23 protein-coding genes and 1 pseudogene are annotated in these 25,223 nt (G+C 75.6%); 14 read left to right on the top strand and 10 right to left on the bottom strand.

Going from position 1 to position 25,223, the window contains the following annotated elements; translation table 11 throughout:
* Positions 1–25 precede the first annotated feature (25 nt).
* The 4 genes from GD970_RS08845 to hemE all read right to left on the bottom strand — a co-directional run bounded on the left by GD970_RS08845 (position 26) and on the right by hemE (position 4,532).
* Positions 26–835 carry a uroporphyrinogen-III synthase gene (locus GD970_RS08845; protein WP_152202529.1) on the bottom strand — a complete coding sequence of 270 codons (810 nt, stop codon included), beginning with the start codon at positions 833–835 and terminating at the stop codon, positions 26–28.
* A complete protein-coding gene (gene hemC / locus GD970_RS08840; protein WP_152202528.1) occupies positions 832–1,905 on the bottom strand; it encodes a hydroxymethylbilane synthase in 1,074 nt (357 codons plus the stop codon). Before hemC ends, GD970_RS08845 begins: the two co-directional genes overlap by 4 nt.
* A gap of 165 nt (positions 1,906–2,070) precedes the next feature.
* Positions 2,071–3,483, bottom strand: coding sequence for a protoporphyrinogen/coproporphyrinogen oxidase (locus tag GD970_RS08835; protein WP_226925239.1), 1,413 nt, complete (start codon positions 3,481–3,483; stop codon positions 2,071–2,073).
* Positions 3,480–4,532, bottom strand: a complete 1,053-nt coding sequence (gene hemE, locus GD970_RS08830; protein ID WP_226925238.1) for a uroporphyrinogen decarboxylase — start codon at positions 4,530–4,532, stop codon at positions 3,480–3,482. The genes GD970_RS08835 and hemE overlap by 4 nt, the downstream gene beginning before the upstream one ends.
* 38 nt (positions 4,533–4,570) lie before the next feature.
* On the opposite strand from hemE, the gene GD970_RS08825 reads away from it, so the two are divergent.
* The 3 genes from GD970_RS08825 (at position 4,571) to hemQ (ending at position 8,013) form a co-directional block, all read left to right on the top strand.
* Positions 4,571–5,944 carry a glutamyl-tRNA reductase gene (locus GD970_RS08825; protein ID WP_152202526.1) on the top strand — a complete coding sequence of 458 codons (1,374 nt, stop codon included), beginning with the start codon at positions 4,571–4,573 and terminating at the stop codon, positions 5,942–5,944.
* 88 nt (positions 5,945–6,032) lie between these two features.
* The gene (locus GD970_RS08820; RefSeq protein WP_152202525.1) at positions 6,033–7,154 is read left to right on the top strand and encodes a ferrochelatase; all 1,122 of its coding nucleotides are present in this window, start codon (positions 6,033–6,035) and stop codon (positions 7,152–7,154) included.
* A 142-nt stretch (positions 7,155–7,296) separates the two neighbouring features.
* Positions 7,297–8,013, top strand: a complete 717-nt coding sequence (gene hemQ / locus GD970_RS08815; protein WP_152202524.1) for a hydrogen peroxide-dependent heme synthase — start codon at positions 7,297–7,299, stop codon at positions 8,011–8,013.
* A gap of 55 nt (positions 8,014–8,068) precedes the next feature.
* Here hemQ and GD970_RS08810 read toward each other — a convergent pair whose 3' ends face one another.
* The gene (locus tag GD970_RS08810; RefSeq protein WP_152202523.1) at positions 8,069–8,866 is read right to left on the bottom strand and encodes a fructosamine kinase family protein; all 798 of its coding nucleotides are present in this window, start codon (positions 8,864–8,866) and stop codon (positions 8,069–8,071) included.
* A gap of 216 nt (positions 8,867–9,082) precedes the next feature.
* Between GD970_RS08810 and GD970_RS08805 the strand changes: the two genes are divergently transcribed.
* Together GD970_RS08805 and GD970_RS08800 are read left to right on the top strand one after the other, a co-directional pair.
* Entirely contained in the window at positions 9,083–9,367 is a 285-nt protein-coding gene (locus GD970_RS08805; protein WP_152202522.1) for a hypothetical protein, read from the top strand.
* Positions 9,364–10,824 carry a hypothetical protein gene (locus GD970_RS08800; protein ID WP_152202521.1) on the top strand — a complete coding sequence of 487 codons (1,461 nt, stop codon included), beginning with the start codon at positions 9,364–9,366 and terminating at the stop codon, positions 10,822–10,824. The genes GD970_RS08805 and GD970_RS08800 overlap by 4 nt, the downstream gene beginning before the upstream one ends.
* A gap of 27 nt (positions 10,825–10,851) precedes the next feature.
* Here the strand turns inward: GD970_RS08800 and GD970_RS08795 are convergent, their stop codons facing one another.
* On the bottom strand, positions 10,852–11,232 hold the full coding sequence (locus tag GD970_RS08795) for a phage holin family protein (protein WP_152202520.1): 381 nt from the start codon (positions 11,230–11,232) through the stop codon (positions 10,852–10,854).
* 215 nt (positions 11,233–11,447) lie between these two features.
* Here GD970_RS08795 and hisC point away from each other — a divergent pair, with 215 nt between their 5' ends.
* Positions 11,448–12,551, top strand: a complete 1,104-nt coding sequence (gene hisC / locus GD970_RS08790; RefSeq protein ID WP_152202519.1) for a histidinol-phosphate transaminase — start codon at positions 11,448–11,450, stop codon at positions 12,549–12,551.
* Positions 12,552–12,635: 84 nt separating this feature from the next.
* On the opposite strand, the gene GD970_RS08785 is transcribed toward hisC, so the two are convergent.
* Together GD970_RS08785 and GD970_RS08780 are read right to left on the bottom strand one after the other, a co-directional pair.
* Entirely contained in the window at positions 12,636–12,830 is a 195-nt protein-coding gene (locus GD970_RS08785; protein WP_152202518.1) for a hypothetical protein, read from the bottom strand.
* A 128-nt stretch (positions 12,831–12,958) separates the two neighbouring features.
* Complete coding sequence (locus tag GD970_RS08780; protein WP_226925237.1) at positions 12,959–13,849, bottom strand: YwiC-like family protein; 891 nt, start codon at positions 13,847–13,849, stop codon at positions 12,959–12,961.
* A gap of 447 nt (positions 13,850–14,296) precedes the next feature.
* Here GD970_RS08780 and pdhA point away from each other — a divergent pair, with 447 nt between their 5' ends.
* The 7 genes from pdhA to mpaM all read left to right on the top strand — a co-directional run bounded on the left by pdhA (position 14,297) and on the right by mpaM (position 21,887).
* A complete protein-coding gene (pdhA, locus tag GD970_RS08775; protein WP_152202517.1) occupies positions 14,297–15,442 on the top strand; it encodes a pyruvate dehydrogenase (acetyl-transferring) E1 component subunit alpha in 1,146 nt (381 codons plus the stop codon).
* Complete coding sequence (locus GD970_RS08770; RefSeq protein WP_152202516.1) at positions 15,439–16,437, top strand: alpha-ketoacid dehydrogenase subunit beta; 999 nt, start codon at positions 15,439–15,441, stop codon at positions 16,435–16,437. Before pdhA ends, GD970_RS08770 begins: the two co-directional genes overlap by 4 nt.
* Positions 16,438–16,513: 76 nt before the next feature.
* A complete protein-coding gene (locus GD970_RS08765; protein WP_152202515.1) occupies positions 16,514–18,028 on the top strand; it encodes a dihydrolipoamide acetyltransferase family protein in 1,515 nt (504 codons plus the stop codon).
* Between the two features lie 51 nt (positions 18,029–18,079).
* Positions 18,080–18,754, top strand: a complete 675-nt coding sequence (locus GD970_RS08760) for an HAD family hydrolase (protein WP_152202514.1) — start codon at positions 18,080–18,082, stop codon at positions 18,752–18,754.
* Between the two features lie 87 nt (positions 18,755–18,841).
* Positions 18,842–19,543 carry a head GIN domain-containing protein gene (locus GD970_RS08755; protein WP_152202513.1) on the top strand — a complete coding sequence of 234 codons (702 nt, stop codon included), beginning with the start codon at positions 18,842–18,844 and terminating at the stop codon, positions 19,541–19,543.
* Between the two features lie 161 nt (positions 19,544–19,704).
* Positions 19,705–20,946: a lanthionine synthetase LanC family protein gene (locus GD970_RS08750; RefSeq protein ID WP_152202512.1), complete on the top strand. Its 1,242-nt coding sequence runs from the start codon at positions 19,705–19,707 to the stop codon at positions 20,944–20,946.
* Between the two features lie 44 nt (positions 20,947–20,990).
* The gene (gene mpaM / locus GD970_RS08745) at positions 20,991–21,887 is read left to right on the top strand and encodes a daptide-type RiPP biosynthesis methyltransferase (RefSeq protein WP_152202511.1); all 897 of its coding nucleotides are present in this window, start codon (positions 20,991–20,993) and stop codon (positions 21,885–21,887) included.
* A gap of 47 nt (positions 21,888–21,934) precedes the next feature.
* On the opposite strand, the gene GD970_RS08740 is transcribed toward mpaM, so the two are convergent.
* Positions 21,935–22,903 (bottom strand): helix-turn-helix transcriptional regulator, encoded by a 969-nt coding sequence (locus tag GD970_RS08740; protein WP_152202510.1) that lies wholly within the window; start codon positions 22,901–22,903, stop codon positions 21,935–21,937.
* Positions 22,904–23,472: 569 nt separating this feature from the next.
* Here GD970_RS08740 and GD970_RS08735 point away from each other — a divergent pair.
* Complete coding sequence (locus GD970_RS08735; RefSeq protein ID WP_211489931.1) at positions 23,473–24,267, top strand: N-acetylmuramoyl-L-alanine amidase; 795 nt, start codon at positions 23,473–23,475, stop codon at positions 24,265–24,267.
* A gap of 24 nt (positions 24,268–24,291) precedes the next feature.
* On the opposite strand, the pseudogene GD970_RS21585 reads toward GD970_RS08735, so the two are convergent.
* Positions 24,292–25,223 (bottom strand): annotated as a pseudogene (locus tag GD970_RS21585) (hypothetical protein); the annotation flags it as partial.

Here is a 25,223-nt window from a genome sequence, read left to right as displayed (position 1 = left end):
GAGGTGTGTCGGGGGTGATGACGTCTCAGGGCGGGGGAGGGCCGGGCGGCGGGGCCGCCAGGGCCTGGGCGACGGCGGCGACCACCCCGGCGGGGGTCGGCTCGGGGGCCACGGCGTCCACGCTCAGCCCCGCCTCGGCCGCGGCCCGGGCGGTGGGGACGCCGATGGTCGCCACGCGCGCGGGCGGCACGCCGTAGAGGGCGACCAGGGCCCGCGCGGTGGAGCCGGAGGTGAGGACGACGACGGCGACCTGCCCGGCGGCGAGGCGCGCGGCCACCGCCGGGTCGGGTGCCGGGGCGGGCAGGGTGCGGTAGGCCACGACGTCGTCGACGAGCCAGCCCCGCTCGCGCAGGCCGGTGGCCAGCGTGGGGGCGGCGATCTCGGAGTGCGGGAGGAGCACGATGCCGCGCCCGTCCGCCGGGGGCCAGGCCGCCACCAGGCCGGCGGCGCTGGACTCGGCCGGGCGCAGGTCGACCGGCACGCCGGCGGTCTCCAGCGCCGCCGCCGTGGCGGGCCCGACGGCGGCCACCCGGACGCCGCGGGCGAGGTCGGCGAGGCTGGTGCCCAGGGCGGCGGCGCGGGCCACGAGGACGTCCACCGTCGTCGCGCTGGTCACGGCCAGCCAGGTGTGCGCCCCCTCGCCCAGCGCGCGCAGCGCCTGGTCGAGCTGGTCGGGCGGGTCGACGGGCACGGTGCGCACGAGCTCGGTGCCCAGAGGCGTCCCGCCGGCCGCCGCGACGGCGGCGAGCAGCGGGTCGTCGGCGCCGGTGCGCGGGAGCAGCACCGTCGCGCCGCCCAGGTCCGGCGCCGGGCCCCCCGCCGGCGTGGCCGTCATGGGCGCGCGTCGGCGCCGTCGGCGCCGTCGAGCACGCCCGGCAGGTCGGGTGCGGGGACGTCGTCGGGGGTGGGCAGGCCGGCGATGGCGGCCGCGCCGGCGTCCAGGAGCTCCGCGGCGGTCGCCTCGCCCAGCTCGCGGGCCAGGGAGACGGCCACGTCCTGGCCCAGCGCGTTGCCCGGGTCCTCGGTGCCCTCGCCCAGGCCGGGCAGCTCCACGCCGCCCGTGCGGACCATGCCCTGGGTGCCGGCGGGGTCGAACGCGCCGCCGCGCAGCTCGAGGCGGGCGGGCGTGGCGTCGGTCGCGGGCACGACGTGCGCCCAGGCGGCCACCGGGGCGGCGCAGCCGGCCTCGAGGGTGGCGAGCAGGGCACGCTCGGCCACCACGGCCAGGCGGGTGGGCAGGTCGTCGATGGCGCGCAGGGCCTCGCCGAGCGGGCCGGTCAGGTCCGGGGTGCGGCACTCCACGGCCAGCGCGCCCTGGCCGGGCGCGGAGAGCATGACGTCGGGGTCGAGGGTGTCGGTGACCTTGTCGAGCAGCCCCAGGCGGGCGAGGCCGGCCCGGGCGAGGACGACGGCGTCGAGGTCCGCCTCCACCCGCGCCAGGCGGGTGCCGACGTTGCCGCGGATGTCGACGACGTCGATGTCGGGACGGGCCAGGCGCAGCTGGGCGGCGCGCCGGGGCGAGCCGGTGCCCACGCGGGCGCCGGCGGGCAGGGTGGCCAGGGTCCAGCCCTCGCGGGCGCACAGCACGTCGCGGTGGTCCTCGCGGACGGGCAGGGCGCCGATGCTCAGCCCCGGGGTGGGGGCGGTGGGCAGGTCCTTGAGGGAGTGGACGGCGACGTCGCAGGCGCCGGCGAGCAGGGCCTCGCGCAGGGCGGCGGCGAAGACGCCGGTGCCGCCGAGGCTGGCGAGGGAGGCGGTGGAGCGGTCGCCCTCGGTGCGGATGCGCACGAGCTCGACCTCGCGGCCGGCGGCGACGGCGAGCGTGTCCGCCACGGCGGACGTCTGGGTGAGGGCGAGCTCGCTGCCCCGGGTTCCGACGCGAAGGGGAGGGGTCGACGTGCTCACCGGATCAGTCTCCCCACGGCCGGCGGAAATGTCGATTCCGCTTTTGCTGACCGGTTGTCAGATCGGTATCTGACGGACCGTCATAAAATAGTGGAGCCGCATTTCCCGGGCTCGCCGTGCGGCATTTTTCCGGAGCCTCCGGAATATGGTGACGCGGCGTCACCATCATTGTGACATTTCCCCGGCGACCGCCTGGGCGTGGGCGACGACGGCGGCCAGCCCGGTGCCGGCCACCCACGCGCCGGTCACGCGCAGCCCGGGCAGGGCACGGACCCGCTCGCCCAGCCGGGCGACCTGGGCGAGGTGGGCCGGCGTGGACGCGGCGAGGGCGCCGGCACGGGCCACGACCCGCGCGTCGCGCAGCGCTGCCGGCGGGAGGGGGACGCCGAGCAGGGTGGCGGCGTCCCGCAGGGCCAGGGTGGGGTCGACGTCGTCGGTCCGCTCGCCGGGGCGGCCGTAGGAGACCCGCAGCACGTGCTCGCCCGGCGTGGTGGCGGCCGCCAGCCAGGGCCACTTGGCGCTGGCGTGGGTGAGGGCCTTCGCCCGCACGGCCGCGGCGCCCGGCGGCACCAGCAGGCCCGAGCCGCGCGGGGCGGCGTCGAGCGCGGGGGCCCGGACCACGAGGGTGACGTGGGTGATGGCCGAGCCCGCCGGGAGGTCGACGTCGCCGACGTCGACCAGGCCGCGCAGCAGGTCCAGCGCGGGGGCGCCGGGGGTGGCCAGGACCAGGCGCGGGGCGCGCAGGATGGCGCCGCCGTCCGGGCCGGTCACGGCGACCTCCCAGCCCGGGCCGTCCGGCCCGGACGTGCCGGAATCCGGCTCGCCGGCCCGGCGCAGCGCGGTGGCCCGGGTGCCGGTGCGCACCTGCCCGCCGGCGCCCTCCACGGCCTCGCGCAGCGCCCGGGGCAGCCGGAACAGCCCGCCGGTGGTGGTGGCCACCGCGGCGCCGGGCGGGGCGGCGGCGAGCAGCGCGCGCACCGCGCCGGCGAGCGAGCCCTCGCGGGCCAGCGCCGCGCGCAGGCCGGGGGCCACCGAGTCCACGGCGAGGTCGGCCGGGTCGGCGTTGTGGATCCCGCCGGCGACCGGGCGCACCAGCCGGGCGAGGACCGCCTCGCCCATCCGGGCGCGCACCAGGGCCGCCAGGTCGGCCGCGTCGGCGCCCACCTCCGGGCCCAGGTGGGCGTCCTGCGACGCGCGGGCGGCGCCGTCGGGGCCGATCGCGCGGCGCACGTCGGCGTCGTCGGGGTCGGCGGGGATGCCCAGCAGCGAGGCGGCCGGGATGGGCGCCGCACCGGCGGCGCCGCCGTCCTCCGCCCACACCCAGGACCGGCCCGCGGGCCGCTCGACGGCCAGGCCCAGGCCCTCGGCGAGGGTGAGCACCTCGGGGCGGCGCAGCGCGAACGCCTCCGCCCCGAGGTCGACCTCGTAGCCGCCGACCGTGCCGGCGGCGACCAGCCCGCCGACGTCCGCGCCGGCCTCGAGCACCACCGGGCGCAGTCCGCGCGCGGCCAGGGCGTGCGCGGCGGTCAGCCCGGCCATGCCGGCGCCGACGACGAGGACGTCGGGCGCGTCGGTCACAGGGAGTGGACCAGCTCGACGACGCGGGTGAGTACGGCCGGGTCGGTGGTCGGCGGGACGCCGTGGCCGAGGTTGACCACGTGCGCGGGGGCGGCGCGGCCGGCCTGGACCACCGCGCGCACGTGCGCCTCGAGCACCTCCCAGGGCGCGGCGAGCAGGGCGGGGTCGATGTTGCCCTGCAGCGGCGTCGTCCCCCCGAGCCGGCGGGAGGCCTCGTCCAGGGGTAGGCGGTAGTCCACGCCGATCACGTCGACGCCGACGTCGCGCATGGCGACCAGCAGCTCGCTCGTGCCGGTGCCGAAGTGGATCACCGGCACGCCCAGGTCGCGGACCTTGGACAGCGCCCGGGCGCTGAACGGGGCGGCGTGGGTGGCGTAGTCGTTCAGGGACAGGGCGCCCGCCCAGGAGTCGAAGAGCTGGGCGGCGCGGGCCCCGGCGAGCACCTGGGCGCGCAGGAACGCGCCGGTGATGTCCGCGGTCCAGCGCATGAGGTGGCGCCAGGCCTCGGGGTCGGCGTGCATCATCGTGCGGGCCGCGAGGTGGTCGCGGGAGGGCCGGCCCTCGACGAGGTAGGCGGCCAGCGTGAACGGGGCGCCGGCGAAGCCGATGAGCGGGGTGGGGCCGAGCTCGGCGACGGTCAGGCGCACCGCCTCGGTGATGGCGGCGTGGTCGCCCGGGCGGTGCTCGACGAGGCGGTCGACGTCGGCGCGGGTGCGCACCGGCTCGGCCACCACCGGGCCCACGCCCGGGACGATCTCGACGTCGACGCCGGCGAGCTTGAGCGGCACGACGATGTCGGAGAAGAAGATCGCGGCGTCGACGCCGTGGCGGCGCACCGGCTGCAGGGTGATCTCGGCGGCCAGCTCGGGGCGCAGGCACGAGTCGAGCATGGCGACGCCCTCGCGGGCCGCCCGGTACTCCGGCAGCGACCGGCCGGCCTGACGCATGAACCAGACCGGCAGCCGCTCGGGGCGGCGTCCGAAATAAGCCTCGAGCAGGGGGGACGTGGTGATTTCCGGCACGTTCGGCCCGGGAGCAGGATTTGTCACGAGGGCATTGTGCCTGGCGCTCGGGGAAATGGTTCACTATGGGTGCTGTGGTGCTCCTCCTCCTGACTGCGAATCACCACGACCTGGACCTGGCCGACATCGAGCGGCTCAGCGTCGGCGCACCTGAGGTGGGCCGTCAGGTCGTGGCCGACGGTGCTGCCGTGAACGGCGCCGTCGTGCTGGCCACCTGCAACCGTTTCGAGGTCTACCTCGACGCCGATGCCGACGCCGACCCTGGGGAGGCCGCCCGCGCCGCCCGCCGCGTGATCGCCCGGGCCAGCGGGACGAGCGAGGAGGACGTCGCCCGGCTCATGACGCCCGCCGTCGGCGAGGAGGCCGTGCGCCACCTCTTCGAGGTCGCCTCCGGGCTGGACTCCATGGTGGTCGGCGAGCGGGAGATCACCGGGCAGGTGCGCCGGGCGCTGATCGCCGCCCGCGAGGAGGGCCTGACCTCCCCGCTGCTCGAGGCGACCCTGCAGCACGCCACCCGCACCTCCCGGCAGGTGGCCGTGGCCACCGACCTCGCCCGCGCCGGCCGCTCCGTCGTCGCCGTCGCCCTGGACCTGGCCGGCGCCCGCGTCGCGCACCTGGAGTGCGAGCGCGAGCAGCGCCCCTGGCCCGCGGACGCGCACACCGGCCCGGTGCCCACGGCGAGCTGGGCCGGGCGCCGGGTGCTGCTCGTGGGCACCGGCTCCTACGCCGGCGCGTCGCTGGCCGCGCTGCGCGAACGGGGCGCGAGCGACGTCGCCGCCTGGTCCGCCTCCGGGCGCGCCCGCGCGTTCGCCGAGTCCCACGGCGTGCGCACCGCCCCCCAGGACCTCGCCGCCGCCCTCGCCGCCGCCGACCTCGTGGTCACCTGCCGCGGCACCGGCACCCCCGTCCTCGACCTCGCCACCGTGCGCGCCGGGCTCGCCGCCCGCCGGGCCGCCGGCGCCGCGGGGCCGGTCGTCTTCGTCGACCTCGCCCTGCGCCACGACGTCGACCCGGCCGTGGCCGACCTCGACGACGTCGTCCTCGTCGACCTGCCCACCGTGCGCGAGCACGCCCCGGCCGCCACGGCCGGGGAGGTGGCCCGCGCCCGCGACATCGTCAGCGACGGCATCCGCGCCCTGGCCGACGACACCGCCGAGCGGCAGATGGACGACGCCGTCGTCGCGCTGCGCACCCGCGTGGCCGACGCCGTCGCCGCCGAGCTGGACCGCCTGCCCGCCGAGGGCAGCGTCAGCGCCGAGAAGGCCGCCCAGGCGCTGCGCCGGCTCGCGGCCCGCCTCGTGCACGAGCCGACCGTCCGGGCCCGCGCCGCCGGCCGGGAGGGCCGCGGCGCGGAGCACCTGCGCGCCCTTGAGCAGGTGCTCGGCGTGGCCGTGCCGGCCCCGCAGGACGGGCCCCCGCCGGTGGTGACGCCGGCCTGACCCGCGGCGCGCGGCGCCGCACCCACCCCCCGCCGCCCGCGAGGCGGTCCCGCACGCCGGCTTGCCGGCCGAGACGAGAACGAGCCTGATGACCTCCACGCTTGCCCCGTACGACGCGATCCTCCTGCTCTCCTTCGGCGGACCGGAACGTCCCGAGGACGTCGTGCCGTTCCTGCGCAACGTCACCCACGGGCGCGGGATCCCCGACGAGCGCCTGGAGGAGGTCGGCGAGCACTACTACCACTTCGGCGGCCGCAGCCCCATCAACGACCAGAACAAGGCGCTGCTCGCCGCCCTGCGCGAGGAGCTGGACCGCCGCGGGCTGGACCTGCCGGTCGCCTGGGGCAACCGCAACTGGGACCCCTACCTCACCGACGCCCTGCGCGACCTGCACGCCGGCGGCGCCCGCCGCGTGCTCACCATCGTGACCAGCGCCTACGCCTCCTACTCGGGCTGCCGCCAGTACCGCGAGAACATCGCCGACTCCCTGGCCCGGCTCGCCGGGGAGGGCATCGACCTGGACGTGGACAAGATCCGCGCCTACTTCAACCACCCCGGCTTCGTCGACGCCAACGTCGACGCCGTCGTCGCCGCCTACGAGCGCCTCGGCGCCGCGCCGGGTCCGGACGCGCCGCTGGTGTTCGTCACCCACTCCATCCCCACGACGATGGAGGTCGCCTCGGGCACCGAGACCACCGGCAGCTACTCCATCCAGCACCTCGACGTCGCCGCCCTCATCGCCAAGGCGGCCGGGGAGCGGCTCGGGCACCCGGTGCCCTGGGAGCTGGCCTACTGCTCGCGCTCGGGCACCCCGCTGACCCCGTGGACCGAGCCGGACGTCAACCGCACCCTGCACGCGCTGCACGCCGACGGCGCCGCCCAGGTGGTCCTCGCGCCCATCGGGTTCGTCTCTGACCACATGGAGGTCATCTACGACCTCGACACCGAGGCCCGCGCCACCGCCGACGAGCTGGGCATGCGCATGGAGCGGGCCGGCACCGCCGGCACCGCGCCGGAGTTCGTCGCCGGCCTGGTGGACCTGCTCGTCGAGCGGGCCGCCACCGAGCGCGGCGAGGCGCCCGAGCGGGTCTCCGTCGGGGCGCTGGGCGCCTGGCCGGACGTGTGCCGGCCCGGCTGCTGCCGCCTGCGCGCCGGGGTGGATTCCGGCGTGCCCGCCGCCTGCGAGCAGCCCGCCGGCGCCGCAGTCTGACGCCCGCGGCGGCGGACCGCGCCTCGGCGTGGCCGCAGGCGGCTCGCCTGGCGGGCGCCGCCCCGGTCGTGCCGCCGCACCAGCCCCCGCCGCCGCCCAGGTGGCGCCGCCGTCGTTCCACCCATCCTCAGGAGGAGAGAGCATGAGCACCATCCCGCGCATCGGCGAGGGCGCCGACACCGAGACGATCAACGCCGGCATCAACTACACGATGTGGAGCGTGTTCGCCACGGCCGCGCCGCTGCCCGCCGACGCCGACGACCGCGCCGCGCTCGTGGCCGCGGCCGAGCAGGCCGTGGCCGGCACCGGCGTGGTGGTGCGCGGCTGGTACGACGTCGCCGGCCTGCGCGCCGACGCCGACCTCATGGTGTGGTGGCACGCCGCCAGCATCGAGCAGGTCCAGGACGCCTACCACCGCCTGCTCGGCTCCGCGCTCGGCGCGTTCCTGCAGCCGGTGTGGTCGGTGGTCGGCCTGCACCGGCCGGCGGAGTTCAACAAGCGGCACGTGCCGGCCTACCTCGCCGGCGAGGAACCAGGCGGGTACCTGTGCGTGTACCCCTTCGTCCGCTCCTACGAGTGGTACCTGCTGCCGGAGGACGAGCGGCGCGACATGCTCCGCGAGCACGGCATGGCCGCCAAGGACTACCCCGACGTGCGGGCCAACACCGTCTCGGCCTTCGCGCTGGGCGACTACGAGTGGATCCTGGCCTTCGAGGCCGGCGAGCTGCACCGCATCGTCGACGTCATGCGCGAGCTGCGTGCCGTCGGCGCCCGCCGGCACGTGCGCGAGGAGATTCCGTTCTTCACCGGCCCGCGCGTCGCGCTGGCCGACTGGGCGGAGCGCCAGCCGCGCGCCTGAGCGGTGCCCCGGCGGCCGCCCGGGCGCCAGGTGCACCGCGCCGCCGGCCAGCACCTCAGGCGTACCGGGCTGCCGTCGCCACCGTCTGCCGGCCGTAGGCCCCGCCGAACAGGGCCGCGTGGACGATGAGCATGTGCAGCTGGTGCAGCCCCACCCGCTCGCGCCACCCCGGGGCGAGCGGCGAGACCTCGTCGTACGCGGCCACGATCCGCTCGCGGTGGGGCGCGTCGAACACCGCCAGCTGCGCCAGGTCCGACTCCGCGTGGCCGCCGTGGGCCGCGGGGTCGATCAGGGTCGCGGTGACGCCGCCCGCCCTGGCCGCCCACAGCACGTTGCCGCCCCACAGGTCCCCGTGCAGCCGGGCCGCCGCGCCGGTGACCAGCGCCGGCTGCGGGGCGTCGTGGTCCCCGGCGGCGAGCCGCTCGGCGCACCGGCGCACCACCCGCTCGCCGTCGGCATCGATCGACCCGTTCCCGACGGCGGTCGGCAGGTAGGGCAGCAGGCGGTCGGTGGCGTAGAACGCGCCCCACGACGACGGGCCCGGTTCCGCGCGCAGCGGCAACGGGGCGCGACCCATGAACCCGTCGCCCTGCCAGCCCGGCGGCGGGCAGCCGAGGTGGCTCCCGCCGGCGGCGTGGGTGCGGGCCAGCGAGCGGCCCAGCTCCTCCGCCGCGACGAGGTCCGGACGCCCCTCGTCGATGCGGCGGGTCTCGATCCAGCCCTGGCCCTGCGCCACGACGTCCGCGACGGGTGCGCCGCCGTCGCCGGCGGCCGCCCCCAGCCAGCGCAGGCCGGCGGCCTCGAACCCGGTTGCCCCGGGCAGGCCATGGTCGTCCTTCCGAAATGCGCGCATCGCCCCATCTTCCCGGCGGCGCCTCGCTGATCGCGCGCCGGCGATCGCCGGCGCGCCCGCACGCGGTCCCCGCCCACCGGTGCCGGTCCGCAGTGCCCGCCCGAGGTGCTCGCCCGCCGGTGACCACCCGTCCACAGCCAGGCCCCGCCCGGCGCCGGCGCGTCGGACCCCGTGCCTAGCGTCGTCGCCACCGAGTCACCGGGACGGGGGAGCGTGATGGACGTCGAGCACGGGCACGGCACCGGCCTACCCGCAGGGCTCTCGCCGGCGCGCCGCCAGCTCCTCGCGGCGCTCGCCACGCTGGCCCTGGCGCAGGCCGAGCTGGCGGCCGCGTTCCCGCAGGCCTGGCGCGGCACCGGCGCGGACGCCTACGCGCAGGTGCTCGGCGGGCTTCTCTACCATGCCCAGACGGTGGGGGCGGCCCTGCGGGCGGCGGACCTCACCGCCGCGGCGGCCGACCGCGAGCAGGAGGCCGCGCGCGGCTGGGCGGGGCCGGGATGAGCCCCGCCACCGGGGCCGACGGCGGCCGCGTGTGGGCCCCGGGGCCCGAGCGACCTGTGGGGCTGCGGCTGATGGTCACCGGGGGCGGCGCCGTCGTCGTCGACGGCACGGAGCTGGCCGCCCTGGGAGCACGCCTGCTGCGGGCGGCGGAGCTGGCGGAGACGGCCACCGAGCAGGCCCGCGGCGTGAGCACGCTCAACTACTTCGTCCCCCTGGCCCCCTCGGCCGGGGCGCTCGTCGCGCGCCTGGCGGCGGTCCTGAACGGGCCCCTGTCCCTCCCGGCGCTGGGCGAGCGCATCCGCGCCCTCGCCGCGGACCTTGCCGTCCAGCGGCAGTGGTACGAGGAGGCCGAAGAGCGTGCGGTGCGCGGGTTCCGCCCGCCGCTGTGGCGCTACGCGGTGCACCTGCTGGGCCCGCCGAAGGTGCGCGGCCTCGTCACCGGCCTCGACGCCGCCGCGGTGCTCGGTCACGGGGGCGCCGCCCGGTCGCGCATGGGGGACCCGCGCCTGCTCGACGCCGTCGTGGCCCAGCAGCACGCCCGTTCGCTGGCCGGGCGGATGCAGTGGGCCCGGCCCGAGTCGGTCATGGGTGGGCTGTTCCTCGGCCGGGAGTGGGTCGACGTGCGGCGGATGACCCCGGTGGAGCGGACCGCGCTGAGCCTGGTGGGCACCCACGAGCAGGCGTCCTGGGTCGCGCGCGGCGGCCGGGTGCGGAGCGGCGTCACCGTCGCCACGGCCGTCGGGCGTCCGGTCGCCGCGCCGCCGGTGACGCCGGGGCAGGCCCTCGCCCGGATCGCCGGGCTGGAGGCGCGCATCCGCGCGCGCGGGACCGGCGCGGTGGAGATCCTGCGCACGACCACCCCGAGCGGGGCGCGCCACTGGACCGTGGTGGTGCCGGGCACCCAGGAGCAGTGGGGCGGCGGGCGCAACCCGATGGACAACGGCACCAACCTGCGGGCGATGGCCGGCGTGGGCAGCGACATGGAGGTCGGCGTCACCGCCGCCATGCGCCAGGCCGGGATCGCCCCGGGCGAGCCGGTGGCGCTGGCGGTCCACAGCCAGGGCGGGCTCGTCGCGGCCCGGCTGGTCGCGGACCCGGTGTTCCGGTCGCGGTTCCAGGTCACCACCGTGCTCACCGCCGGCAGCCCCATCGCCGGCATCGCCCTGCCGCCCACCGTGGACGTGCTCAGCCTCGAGGACGTCAACGACCCCACCGTCGGCCTCGACGGCGCCGCCAACGTCCCCGCCGCCCACCACGTCACCGTGGCGGTGAGCTCCGGCGAGCCGGCCCGGCTGGGGGAGCCGCACCAGGCAGCCCGCTACGCCGCCGCCGCGGACCTGCTCGCCGAGCTGGACGACGACGGCGTCCAGGCCTGGCTCGGGCGCAACCGGGCCGCCATGGGGACGGCCGTGCCCGGCGCCCGCACCGACTCCTTCGTGTTCGAGATCAGCCGGTGACGCGGCAGTGTCCCCGGCGCCGGACGATCAGCGCTGCTTGCCCGGGAGGATCAGCTGGAGGATCCAGGTCGCGATGGCGATGATCACCCCGCCGATCACGGCCGTCCAGAACCCGTCCACGTGGATGCCGTAGGAGGTGAACTCGCTGAGCCAGCTGGTGAGCAGCAGCATCAGCGCGTTGACGACGATGAAGAACAGCCCCAGCGTGAGGATGTACAGCGGCAGCGAGAGCAGCACCACGATCGGCCGCACGATCGTGTTCACGAGCGTGAAGACGAGGGCGACCACCGCCAGGTTGACCACGAAGGCGCCCGTGGAACCGGTGTGGGGAAGCGTGATCCCGGGCACGATGAGCGTGCACAGCCAGATCGCCGCGGCGTCGACGAAGAACCGCACGATGAAGCGCATGCGCTGATCCTGCCACCGATCGGACCCGGCCGTTGCCCGTCTGACCAGCGGTTTCGCCGGTGGCTGCCCCGACACGGCGGCGCCGTCGGCGGCGGCCGGCACGTCGGCCGAGCCCCGAAGACCGCGGCGCGGAAGCCCGAGGTCGGCGGCACCGGGGGCCCCAGGGAATGAGGGCATGCTCCCCGCCGCGGCCCGGCGGGGTGCACACTACGCACATGGCCCCGAAGAACCCCTCGGTCCGTCTGCGCCCCGACATCGAGAGCCTGCCCACCTACGTCCCGGGCGAGCGCCCGACCGTGGGGATGCAGGTCTACAAGCTCTCCAGCAACGAGATCGCCTTCCCGCCGCTCGTCGCGGTGGGCGCCGCGCTGGTCGACGCCGGGGCGGACCTCAACCGGTACCCGGACATGTACGCCACCGAGCTCACCGAGGTGCTCGGCGCCCGGCACGGCGTCGGCGCGGAGCGCGTGACCGTCGGCAACGGCTCCGTCGCGGTGCTCCAGCACGTCCTCTCCGCCGTCTGCGAGCCCGGCGACGAGGTCGTGATGGCCTGGCGCTCCTTCGAGGCCTACCCCATCGCGGTGCAGGTGGCCGGCGCCCGGGCCGTCATGGTCCCGGTGGACGCCGAGGGCCGCCACGACCTGCCCGCCATGGCCGCCGCCGTCACCGAGCGGACCCGCGTCGTCCTGCTGTGCAGCCCCAACAACCCCACGGGACCGGCGCTGACCCAGACCGAGCTGCGGGCCTTCCTCGCGGCCGTGCCCGCCTCGGTCATGGTCGTGCTCGACGAGGCCTACATCGACTTCGTCACCGCGCCCGACCCCACCGACGGGCCCGCGCTGCTGGGGGAGCACAAGAACCTCGTCGTGCTGCGAACCTTCTCCAAGGCCTACGGGCTGGCCGGGCTGCGGGTCGGCTACGCCCTCGCCCGCCGGCGCCTCACCGCCGGCTTCCGGGCCGCGTCCACCCCCTTCGGGGTCAATATCATGGGCATGGCCGCCGCCCTGGCCGCGCTGCAGGCCGAGGACCAGGTCCGCGCGCGCGTCGCCGAGGTGATCACGGAGCGCGACCGCGTCGCAGGCGCCCTGCGCGAGCAGGGCTGGACGATCCCCGACCCTCAGGGCAACTTCGTCTGGCTCGACCTGGGACGGCGCGCCACGGCGTTCGCCGACCACACCCGCTCCCGCGGGGTGCTCGTGCGGGCCTTCGCCGGTGACGGCGTGCGGGTGTCCGTCGGGGAGCCGGAGGGCAACGACCTCTTCCTCAGCCTCGCCGGCGAGTGGGCGGCCCGCTCCGCCCGCACGCTCGAGCGGGCCTGAGACGGCCCGGTTCGGCGCGCCTGAGCCCGACGGGCCGGGCGCGCCGGCTCCCGTCGGGTCGTTCCCGCGCTGGCCGGAGACCGGTCACGGCGGGATGAAGCCGTCCCCGGCCTCGTGCCCGCGATCGATCTCCCAGCGGAGGCGCCGCAGGTCCTCGGCCAGCTGGGGATCGTGCCCCTGCGCCCGCTCGGACGCCCGGCCCAGCTGGTTGCGGACCTCGAACCACAGGCCCAGGACGGCGAGGACGAGCAGCACGGCTCCGACGATCCACACCCACATGGCCAGCTCCCGACGACGGCACGAGGTGGCGCCAGGGTAGCGAGGCGGGGCCCGGCGCCGGCTCCCCCTCCCCAGGGGGCGGCGGGACGGCGTCCCGGACCCACGCCGGGAGCGTCGGGACGGCACAGTCAGCCCAGCACCGTGAGCGCGACGAGCAGGGAGAAGACGATCTCCCCCAGCCCGAGCAGCATGGGCCGCACCGGGCGGCCGCGCCGGGCGGCGAGCACGGGCACCGCCGCGGCCCGCAGGGCGAGCGCCACCCACACCACCAGGTGCCAGCCGCTCACGAGCCCGGCCGCGGCCAGCGCCGCCACCGCCGCCGTCACCCCCACGTGGAACGCGACCGAGCCGACGAGGTAGGCCCGGTTGCCCCGCTCGCGGATGTTCGTCTTCACGTACGGCACCGTGCCGAGGAAGTACGCCGTCACCAGCGCCGTGACCAGCCAGGTCCAGGCCCAGCCGGTCAGCGCGCCGTCGGGGGAAGCGCCGGGCAGCGAGCCGCCGACGGCGCTGCCGAGCCACCCCGTGCCCGCCAGCCACCCGGTGCCCCACAGCCCGCCGGCCCCGCCGGTGCCCGCGTCGTAGGCGACCGCGGCCATCAGCCCCGCCGCGGCGACGGTGACGCCGTCGTTGAGGAGCGAGCGGTCCTTGCGACGCGCCGAGCACCACAGGGCGACCATGACCAGCGGCGCGTACGGCAACGCCCACACCAGCAGGTACGGCGCCGCCACCACGACCGCCACCGCCAGCGGCGCCGTCGCGAGCGCGTAGGCCCGCACCGGCGGCAGGTAGCGCGGCTTGCGGTGCGAGCGCAGCCACAGCCCGGTCGCGAAGAACGCCAGGTACCCCACCCACCACAGCGCGAGCAGGGGCACGTGCGCCCAGGCCGGGCCGGACAGCGCCACGCCCACCACCGGCGGGACGGCGATCATCGCCCAGGCGCCGTGCTGGTCGGGGACCCATCCGGGCCCGCGCCGACGACGGCGCCCGGCGGCGACGGCGGAGGTCGTGGCGCTCACGCGCCGAGGATAGGCACGCCGCCGACGACCCGGCCGGGCCCACGGTCCCGGCCGCCAGGGCCACGCGCGCACCGCGCGACCAGCGTCGCCGCGCCGGTCCGACGACGCCGCCGCGATGGCGCCACCCCCACCCGACCGGCACCTGTGTCCGGGGCCACTGCCCCCGTCCGCTCGCCCGCGGGGGCCCGGGACGGCGCCGCGCCACGTCCGGGACCTGCGACGTTGCCGATTCCCACGAAACTGATGCGCTCCGCCAAGCGTTCTGCCACGATCTTTGTCGAGAGCCCACAACTAAAAGTTACGGTTGCGTAGCCTACGCTGGCGTAGGTTACGCGGCCGGCCATCCCTGGGTCGCTTCCTGCCAGCCCGCCGCCACCACCCCCGGCGGCGGACCTGGCAGGCACACCACGCGTCCGGACCGGACGCTCGCCGAGGAGGTCCCGCTCGATGGAACAGCTCGAAACCATGCTGGGCTCCGGCCCACGTCTGGACGACATGGTGCAGATCCTCGATGCCGACGGGCGTCGGCACGAGGACCCGCAGTACAGCGCCTACGCCGCCGACCTGGATGCCGGGCAGCTGCGCGCGATGTACCGCGACATGGTGCTCACCCGCGCGTTCGACGCCGAGGCCACCGCCCTGCAGCGCAAGGGCGAGCTGGGCCTGTGGGCGCCGTGCCTGGGCCAGGAGGCGGCGCAGGTCGGCTCCGCCCACGCCCTGGCCCCCCGGGACTTCGTCTTCCCGTCCTACCGCGAGCTCGGCGTGGCCCAGGTGCGCGGGCTGGACCTGCGCGAGACGCTCCCGCTCTTCCGCGGCGTCCGCCACGGCGGCTGGGACCCGCACGCGCACAACCTGCAGATCCCCACCCTCGTCATCGGCGCGCACACGCTCCACGCCGTGGGCTACGCGATGGGCGTCCAGCGCGACGGCGACGTCGGCACCGGCGACCCCACCCGCGACCGCGCCGTCGTCGCCTACTTCGGCGACGGCGCCACCTCCCAGGGCGACACCAACGAGGCGCTCGTCTTCGCCGCCTCCGCCAACGCCCCGGTCGTCTTCTTCTGCCAGAACAACCACTGGGCGATCTCCGTGCCGACCACCACCCAGAGCCGGGTGCCGCTGGTCCACCGCGGCGGCGGGTTCGGCATCCCCTCCGTCCGGGTGGACGGCAACGACGCCCTGGCCTGCTACGCCGTCGCCCGCGAAGCGCTCGAGCGGGCCCGCGCCGGCGGCGGCCCGACCTTCATCGAGGCCGTCACCTACCGCATGGGCGCCCACACCACCTCCGACGACCCCACGCGCTACCGCGACCGCGCCGAGGAGGACCTCTGGCGCGCCAAGGACCCCATCGCCCGCCTCCGGGTCTACCTCGAGCGCCAGGACCTCGCGGACGAGGCGTTCTTCGCCGAGGTCGACGACGAGGCCGGCGCGCTCGCCGAGTCCGCCCGCGCCTACTGCACCTCCCTGACCGGCGGGCCGGTCGAGGAGATGTTCGAGCACGTCTACACCCTGCCCCACCCGCTCGTCGCGGAGGAGAAGGCGGCCCAGGCCGCCTACGAGGCCGGCTTCGCCGACGAGGAGGACGCCCGATGACCGCCACCCCCATGGCCCGCGCGATCAACGCCGGCCTGCGCCGGGCCCTGGAGCGCGACCCGAAGGTCGTCCTCATGGGCGAGGACATCGGCGCTCTCGGCGGGGTCTTCCGAGTCACCGACGGGCTGCAGAAGGACTTCGGCCCCGCGCGCGTGGTGGACACCCCGCTCGCGGAGTCCGGCATCGTCGGCACCGCGGTCGGGCTGGCCATGGCCGGCTACCGGCCGGTGTGCGAGATCCAGTTCGACGGGTTCATCTTCCCCGCGTTCGACCAGATCACCACCCAGCTCGCCAAGCTCACCTACCGCTCGCACGGCGACCTCTCGCTCCCGGTGGTCATCCGCGTGCCCTTCGGCGGCGGGATCGGAGCCGTCGAGCACCACAGCGAGTCCCCTGAGGCGCTGTTCGCGCACACCGCCGGGCTGCGGGTGGTCGCCCCGTCGACCGCGGGCGACGCGTTCACGATGATCCAGCAGGCCATCGCCTCGCCCGACCCGGTGCTCTTCTTCGAGCCGAAGTCGCGCTACTGGGACAAGGGCGAGGTGGACCTCGACGCCGAGGTCGACCTCAGCGAGAGCGGGCTGACCACCGGCCTGCACGCCGCGCGCACCGTGCGCCCCGGCACGGACGCGACCGTCGTCGGCTACGGCCCGACGGTCAAGACCCTGCTCAACGCCGCCGAGGCCGCCGCCCAGGAGGGCAGGAGCCTGGAGGTCATCGACCTGCGCTCGGTCTCCCCGCTCGACGTCGACGCCGTGGTCGCCTCGGTCCAGCGCACCGGCCGGCTCGTCGTCGTCCACGAGGCGCCGGTGTTCCTCGGCCCGGGCGCGGAGATCGCCGCCCGCGTCACCGAGCGCTGCTTCTACTCCCTCGAGGCGCCCGTGCTGAGGGTGGGCGGGTTCCACACCCCCTACCCGGCGAGCACCCACGAGGAGGAATACCTGCCGAACCTGGACCGCGTGCTCGACGCCGTCGACCGGGTCATGGCCTACTAACCCGCCGCCGACCGCACGCCGCGCGCCCGGCAGCCGGGCGCGGCGCCCGCACGCACCACTTGGAGGAGAGCACATCGTGCCGAGCTACCAGCACTTCCGTCTGCCGGACGTCGGCGAGGGCCTGACCGAGGCCGACATCGTCACGTGGCAGGTCGCCGTCGGGGACGCCGTGGCCGTCAACCAGACCCTGTGCGAGATCGAGACCGCCAAGTCGGTCGTCGAGCTGCCGAGCCCGTTCGCCGGGGTCGTGCACGAGCTCCTCGCCCCCGAGGGCGCCACGGTGGAGGTCGGCGCGCCGATCATCTCCATCGATGTCGACCCGGGCGGGGCGGCCCCCGCGGATGCGGCACCCGGCGCGGCGGAGGAGACGGGCGCCGGCGAGGGCTCCGGCAGCGTGCTCGTGGGCTACGGGACCCGGCCCGGCACGGTCACCCGCCGCCCCCGCAAGGGGGCCGGCCAGCCGGCGGCGAGCCCGGCGACGACGGCTGGCCCGACGGCGACGACGAGCCCCGCGGCGACTGGCGCCTCCGCCGACGGCCGCCCCGCCGCGCCGTCGCCCTCGGTGCACGCCCCGGCCGCGCAGGCCGCCCCGGCACCCGTCGCGCCGTCGCCCGCCGCGCCGTCGCCCGTCGCGCCGTCGCCCGCCACGCCGGCGTCCCCGGCCGTGGCCGCCCCCTCCCAGCGGGCCCGCGTGCTCGCCAAGCCGCCGGTGCGCAAGCTTGCCAAGGACCTCGGCGTCGACCTCGCCGCGGTGGCCGGCACCGGCCCGGGCGGCATCATCACCCGCGAGGACGTCCAGCGGTTCCGTGACATCGCCGAGCCGGCCCCGCTGGCCACCTACGCCGGCGACGAGGAGCCCTGGCTGGCCGGTGGCACCGTCTCCGCCGACGGGCGCCAGACCCGCGTGCCGGCCAAGGCGGTGCGCAAGCGCACCGCCGAGGCGATGGTGGCATCGGCGTTCACCGCCCCGCACGTGACGGTCTTCCACACCGTCGACGTCACCCGCAGCATGCGCTTGGTCGAGCGGCTCAAGGAGGACCGCGAGTTTGCCGACGTGCGGGTCACGCCCCTGCTGATCACCATGAAGGCCCTCATCACGGCGGTGCGGCGCAACCCGGAGATCAACGCGGCCTGGGACGACGAGCGCAAGGAGATCGTCTACAAGCACTACATCAACCTGGGCATCGCCGCGGCGACGCCGCGGGGCCTGGTGGTGCCGAACATCAAGGACGCGCACCGGATGAGCCTGCACGAGCTCGCCGGGGCGCTCGCGGACCTGACCGCCACGGCGCGCGCCGGCAGGACCCAGCCCGCCGACATGGCCGACGGCACCATCACCATCACCAACGTCGGCGTCTTCGGCATCGACACCGGCACGCCGATCCTCAACCCCGGCGAGTCCGCGATCCTCGCCTTCGGTGCCATCCGCCAGCAGCCGTGGGTGCACCGCGGCAAGATCAAGCCGCGCTGGGTCACCCAGCTGGCGCTGTCGGTGGACCACCGCCTGATCGACGGCGGGCTGGCCTCGAAGGTGCTCGCGGACGTCGCCCGCGTGCTCGAGGACCCGGCGCAGGCGCTCGTGTGGAGCTGACCGCCCGGCCTCGCCGTGCGGGTCGGCGCGGCGCGCGGTAGCAAGAGGGGCATGACCTCTCCCTCAGGCGCCGTACTGCTCGACGCGGACGGCACGCTCGTCGACTCCACGTACCTGCACGTCTCCGCCTGGTCCCAGGCCTTCGCCCGGGTGGGGCACCCGGTGGACTCCTGGCGCATCCACCGCTGCATCGGCATGGGCTCGGACAAGCTCCTCGCCGAGCTCCTGGGCGACCGGGCCGACGACGTCGGCGGACCGGCGAAGGACGCCCACTCCGAGATCTACGACGGCATGAGCGACCGGATCCGCCGCTTCGCCGGCGTCCACGAGCTGCTGCGCGCCCTGCGCGAGCGCGGGCTGACCGTGGTGCTGTCCACCTCCGCGCCGCCGGACGAGCTCGCCCACATCCGCCGCGCGCTGGACGCCGACGACCTGTTCGACGCCATCACCGCCGACGAGGACGTCGAGAGCGCCAAGCCGGACCCCGACCTCGTGGGCACCGCGCTGAAGAAGGCCGGCGTGCCGGCCGACCGGGCGGTGTTCGTCGGGGACGCGGTGTGGGACGTCGAGGCGTGCCGCCGCGCGGGCGTGCCGTGCCTGGGGGTGCGCACCGGCGGCATCGACTCCGCCGAGCTGCGCGACGCCGGCGCCGTCGAGGTGTACCGCGACGTGTCGGACCTGCTCGACCGGCTGGACGACTCCGCGATCGGCCGCCTCGCCAGCTGAGGGGCGGCGCGGCCAGGAGCCCCGGGCCCGAGGGCCCTGTCGCGATCGCCGCGTCGCTGCCACCATGGCGTCAGGAAGGGAGACGCGATGGCGCGCACGTCGGCGGTGGCGCTGCTGGCGGGCGCCGCGCTCCTCGCGGGCTGCTCGGCCGGGCTCGGCGCTGGCCCCGCCCACACCGAGGAGCGGGACGTCGCCGGCGCCACCGCCGTCGTCCTCGGCACCAGCGGGACGCTGCGGATCCGTGCCGGCAGCCCGGCCAGCCTCACCGTCACCGCCGGGGAGAACGTCATCGACCACCTCACCAGCGACGTGCGCGCCGGCGTGCTCGAGCTGGGCATGTCCACCGCCCGACCCCTCGGCGTCGGCGACATCGAGTACCGACTCGTCATGCCGCAGATCCACGCGATCGAGGTGAACGGGTCCGGCGACGTCGAGGCCGACGCGCCCTCGGCGTCGACGCTGCGACTCGCGGTCCGCGGCTCCGGCGACGTCGCCTTCCCCGAGCTGCGCGCCGACGACGTCCAGGTCGAGGTCTCCGGCTCCGGCGGGGTGCGCGCCGGCGGGACGACCACCACCCAGCGGGTCACCGTCAGCGGGTCCGGCACCTACGACGGCGTCGCCCTCGCCAGCAAGTCCGCCACCGTCGCGGTCTCCGGCTCCGGCACCGCCGACGTCAACGTGAGCCGGGCGCTGGACGCGACCGTCACGGGCAGCGGCTCGGTCAGCTACACCGGCAGTCCCCAGGTCACCAGCGAGGTCACCGGCTCCGGGCACGTCCGCCCGCGCTAGCCATCGGGAGCCACTGCGGGGCGTGGCATGTTGTGGCCATGGCATTTACATGCCCGCCCACAGGCTGGTATTAGGCCCGCACGGCTCGTTAGTTTCGAACTGCCGCAAGGAAACCGGCCCGCAACCGCGGACCGGGGGCAGACGAACGAGAGGAGCGGGCCATGGGTGACGCATCGGTGCTGCTCCCGTTCGAGAGGCGCCACGCCGAGTCCGCCGTCCGCACGACGGCCGCCGCAGCCGCGACGGTCTCTGAGAGTCGGGCGGGGCAGCTGATCGACCTGGTCAGCCGCCGTGGGGACGTCATGGAGGCCTCGCTCGACGCGGAGAGCTACCCGCGGCTGCGCGACCACCTCGTGCGCAGCATCCTTGCGACGGCGACGCCCGAGCGGGCGGAGCGACTCTTCCCCGGCGACCCGCAGCAGCTCCTGCGACCCTTCGGCGGTGTGAGCCTCGGCTCCGGCGCCGCTGGGGTCCTGTGGGCGCTCGCGACCGCCGGGACCAAGGTTCCCACCGAGCTCGTCGACTGGTTGGAGGGGGCGGTTCCCGGGATGGAGGGCCCGGGACCGGGGCTCGTCGACGGGCTCGGTGGGATCGCGCTCGTGCTCGACCGGCTCGGCCGCCACGAGGCGGCCGGCCGGATCTGGCACGAGGTGGAGCAGGCGCCGCTGGACCGGCTGGGCACCGCGCTGGCCGACGGGCTGCCCGGGCTGGGCCTGGCCCTGCTCGAGCGGGCGCCGTTCTGCGACGGCGAGGCGCTGTGCGACAGGGTCTTCCTCATCGCCGAGGAACTCGTCCGCCGCCTCGAGGACGGCGCGCACGACCTGCGCCGCCCGGGCCTGCTGCACGGCGGCGCGGGTGCCGCGCTGTTCCTGCTGCACGTCTACGAGATGACGGCGGACCGCCGGATGCTCACCCAGGCCGAGCGGGCGCTGCGCCAGGACCTCGCCTTCCTCGGCTGGGTGGACCTCGCCGCCGAGGGCGCACCGGAGCTGTGGCGCAACCGGCCGCTGCTCGGCAGCGGCAGCGCGGGCGTGGCCATGGTGCTGCACGAGGCCCTGAACCACCTCGACACCCCGTGGATGTTCCAGGCGCGCGATGCCATCGCCGCGGCCTGCGAGCAGCGCGTCGGTTCGCACGCCGGGCTGCTGCACGGCTGGGCCGGCACCCTGGTCGCGCTGCACTACCTGCGCACCCGGCCGTGGGACCCGCCGGCCGACCGCTACGCCGCCATCCGTCCGCACCTGGAGCGGCTGGCCCACCCGGCGGCCCGGGCGCGGATCCCGTTCGTCGGGCTCGACGCCTCCCGCTCCTCGGCGGACCTGAGCACCGGCGCCGCCGGCGTCCTGGTCGCCCTCGAGCACCTGCTGGGGGAGGGGGAGCGTCGTCTTCCCCTCTTCTGGTGACCATTCAGGCCCTCCGGCCCGACGAGACGAGGGGAGGGGGCGCGATGAACGCACCGCAGGCCGCCGCGCTGGCGACGAGCCGGTTCCGCCGCACGATGACGGCGCCGCGGGCCACGACGACGGCGACCCACGGCATCCCCGGGCACGCCGGCCGGATCGTCGCCTCCCTGGGACCTCGCGCCGAGGTCCACACCGCCTGCGATGCGGTCGGTTCCGCCATGCTGGCCGACGTCGGCGACGCGGAGATGCAGGAGGTCCGCGCCGTGCTGCGGCTGGTCCTCGGCGTCGACGGGCCGGTGCTCGACCTCGCGGCCGGCGTCGGACGCCTGACCGTGCCGCTGCTGGCGCTGCGCAAGCAGGTCACCGCGCTGGAGCTCTCGGGCGACGCCATCGCCCGGCTCGTGCACCGGCTGCAGCAGGCCCCCGCGGCCTTGCGGGAACGATGCACCACCGTGCAGGCCGACATGGCCGACTTCCGCATCGACCGTGCCTTCGCCGCGGTGGTGCTGGGCGGGGCCTCGGTCAGCCTGCTCGACGAGGTGGGCCGCATGGGCCTGTACCGGTCCGTGCGCCGGCACCTGACGCCCGAGGGGCGCTTCCTCGTGAGTACGATCGACCACGGCGCGGCGGTGCTGCCGCCCGAGGTCGGCGGCGAGGTGCAGGCCCCGAGCGGGCGCTCGTACCGGGTGTACGAGTACTGGGAGCGGGGCGCGTCCACGTGGACGCTGACCGCTCTGTCGAAGGATTCCGGTCACGGTCCCGTCACCGTGTGCACCACGACCCAGCGCGTGCTCGGTGCGGCACAGCTGCAGGTCGAGCTCGAGCGCGCGGGCTTCTCCGTTGTCTCGCGCACGCAGGTGACCGAGCCCGGGCAGCGGCACCCGGTCGTGCTGATCGAGGCTGCGCTTCCGGACGCGGTGACGGGGCCGGCTCTTTACTGAGCCGCTGCGGGAGCACGTACTCCGTGCTCCCGCTGGTCGGGTCTGGCCTACAGCCAGCCGCGCTGGGCAGCCTTGGCGCCGAGGGCGAAACGGCTGCTCGTCTCCATCCGGCTGCTCAGGATGTTGATCATGCGGCGGACGGTGCGGATCGAGATGCCTAGCTGCCGGGCGATGGCCTCGTCCTTGAGGCCCTTCGCGAGAAGCTGGAGGAGTTCGCTCTCTTCGGGGCGCAGTTCGTCTTCGTTCGCCGGAACCAGGTCGGCGCCAGACGCCCATATGACTTCAAATAGGGTCCGTAGCGCTGCGATCGCCCCGGGGGTGTTGATCACTACTGCCCCGCGTGTGTAGTCCTCCGGGTCGAACATCAATACGGCTACTTCGCCGTCATAGATGAGTATCCGGTTAGGGACTGTTAGAGAAGTCTTGGCAGCCCCACCGCGCTCGGCCAGCCACCTTGAGTACTCAATGACGAGTTCATCATGGCGAGCGGCAGCCGGGTAGACCGTTCGCAACTTGATGCCTCGTGCGAAGTACTGCTCTTCATCTCTCATAGACTCACGCAGTTGGTGCGCTGTCGGGGCTATCGTGACCACTGAATCTATAGAGGCGTTGACGTTCTCGCCGAGTTCCACAAGACGCGCCACAATCTCGTCTGTTTCGACGAGGTGCTCTACCTCCCCACGGCGGCGAGTGACGGACCGCTGATACTCATCCACGAGTTCAGCGGCTCCGGTCCTAATGGTGCTCAGTTGCTCCTGCGCTCGGTGAAGCTTGATTTCCTCCTGACTCAACAAGCGCTCGAATGCGACCTGGGGCGACTCGGTTCGCACACCAGCGGGGTCTTCATGCGAGCGGCGGAGGAGTCCCTTACCTTCGAGCGTGTCCAGGACGGCGTGAAGCGCTTCCGCTGTAAGTCCAGTCCGCTCGGCGAGCAGGCTGTGCGTGAGGGATGGACTCGCCAGGAGGGCGCGATAGACCGCTATTGCGGTCGCGTCTAGACCCAGCGCTTCGAACATAACTCTCCCGACGTGCGTTTATGCGCCCGATCGTATGCCGAGACACGGATCCCGGACAGTCGCTGCCCGTTGCGGTTCGCCATAGCGGGCGTAGGCAACTTCCTGCCATGGCAGGGAGTGACCGTTGACCGATCCTGCCATGCGCGTCCGAAAGCGTCGATCATCAGACGAGAGGCGCACCGGCCTCGACCATGACAGGAGCGTGAGAACTATGAAGAAGCTGGGAGCGAGCATCCTCGTTGCCGTGGCTATGGTCGCTGCTGCGGCGGCGCCGTCGTCGGCAGCCAGTGTCGACAAGAACACCAGCGTGTCCACCATGTGCTTCGCCTGCTGGCCGACTCCGGGTACGCGCTGACGAACCCGGTCGGTCGATGACCGCGACATCGGTGCCCCGGAGCAGAACCTGCGTGCTCCGGGGCATCGTCATGTCGTCGACTAGCGAAGCCACACCAAGAAGGCGCCATTTCTGACGCCTCGGTGCGAGATGTCCGACGCACGCTGCGAAGATGGCAGACGTGCCAGCGTCACCCTCCGACCCACCAGACCATCGCCGCCGGACCCGCTTCCTGATGATCGGGGCCGCCGTGGTGGTCCTCGCGGCGGTCGCCATCGGGCTCTTCATCGGATCCCGCCCGCTGCCCGCTCCGCCCACGCAGGCACCTGCCGCGTCGCCGAGCCCCTCGCCGTCGGTGAACGAGCGGTCGGCGCTCGCCGGGCTTCGCGTCGTCCTCGATCCCGGGCACAACGGCGGCAACGCGGCCGCACCGGCCGAGATGGCACAACAGGTCGACAACGGACGCGGGGGTCGCAAGCACTGCAACACGGCCGGAACCTCGACCGCCGGCGGCTACCCCGAGCACGCCTTCGCGTGGGACGTCGCCCAACGCACCCGGGACCTGCTCCAGGCGGCGGGCGCCGAGGTCACCCTCACCCGGGACGACGACACAGGCGTTGGCCCCTGCGTGGACGTGCGGGGCCGCTCGGCGCAGGAGCACGACGCCGACGTGCTCGTCTCGCTGCACGCCGACGGCGCCGACAACCCGGAGGTCGCCGGCTACTTCGCCATCGTGTCGGACCCACCGCTCAACGATGCCCAGGGCCAGCCGACCCGGGAGCTGGCGACGGCTCTGCTCGACGCGCTCGGGCAGGCGGGGTTCGCGCCGTCGTCCTCCTACCCGGGCGCCCTGAGCGAGCGGCCCGACCTGGCGACGCTGAACCTGGCCGAGCGGCCCGCGGTCCTGCTCGAGCTCGCGGAGATGCGCAACCCCGAGGAGGCGGCGGTCGCCGAGAGCCCGGAGGGCCGCCAGCGGTACGCACAGGCGGTCGTCGACGGCCTGGAGCGGTGGGCCGCCGATCGCGGCTAGTACCGCCGCACGGCGGCGAGCCCGTCAGAACGTGTGCAGCCCACGGCGCGCGATCGTGAACCCGTGCCCGGTGAGGGTGCTCCAGCACTCCATCCCGTCCTGCCGGCTCGTGCACGCGAAGTGGCCCGCCGTGGCGGACTGGCCGTAGGGGAGCGCGCCGCCGCCCGGCGCGGGGGACACGCTGCAGTCCGGACGTGCGGCACCGCCTCGGCCGACGGTGGCGGTCACCCGTTCCGCGGAACACCCCTCTGGCGTGGCGAAGCGGTGCTCGCCGATGGTGCACGTCGCCGCGTCGTCACCGAGTGCGCAGGCGATGTTGCCGGTCGGGCTGCTGAAGCTCGCGGCCTTCCGCGCGCCGGCCGGGGCGGGCCGCTCCGGCTTGAGCCAGTGTCCGGCGTCGGACAGCGTCGCGACGACGGCGGGAGGCGTCTTGGCGCCGTTCACGAGCGCGTCGTTGACGGCGAGGGCGTAGGCGGGGTCGCACGCCTGCTGCAGCCCCGTGAGCGCCTGGACGACCGCGTCGCCGGAGGCGGGGTCGCTCCACTTCTTCCCCGACGAGGCCGCGGCACCGTAGCGGTCGACGACCGCTGCGTCAGCCTTGGGGTCCTTGCATCCGGTGCTGTCGGGCAGCGCGGCGAGCGCGGCCTTGGCCTCGGCTGCGTCGGCCGTGGGCGAGGCCGACGCGGAGGGTGACGGCGCGCTGGTCGCCTCCGCCGTGCCGGACGGCGTCGGGACCGGTTCCTCGTCCCCGCGCTGGAAGATCGCCCAGGTGATGACGGCCAGCACGACCACCAGAGCCGCCAGGATCACCAGCCACGGCGGCCGACGACGGGGCCCGGCGTCCGGGGCGCCCGGGGCAGCAGGGGTGCCGGCGGTCTGCCCGCCCGACGGCGCGGGGCCGGCCGGCCGGGCCGGTCCGGCGCCGGGCGCGGTCGCGGCCATGCCGGTCGCGGCGG

Source organism: Georgenia thermotolerans, assembly GCF_009193185.1.
GTDB lineage: Bacteria > Actinomycetota > Actinomycetes > Actinomycetales > Actinomycetaceae > Georgenia > Georgenia thermotolerans.
Note: the sequence above shows the minus strand (reverse complement) of the source record. Positions and strands in the feature narration are given on the sequence as shown.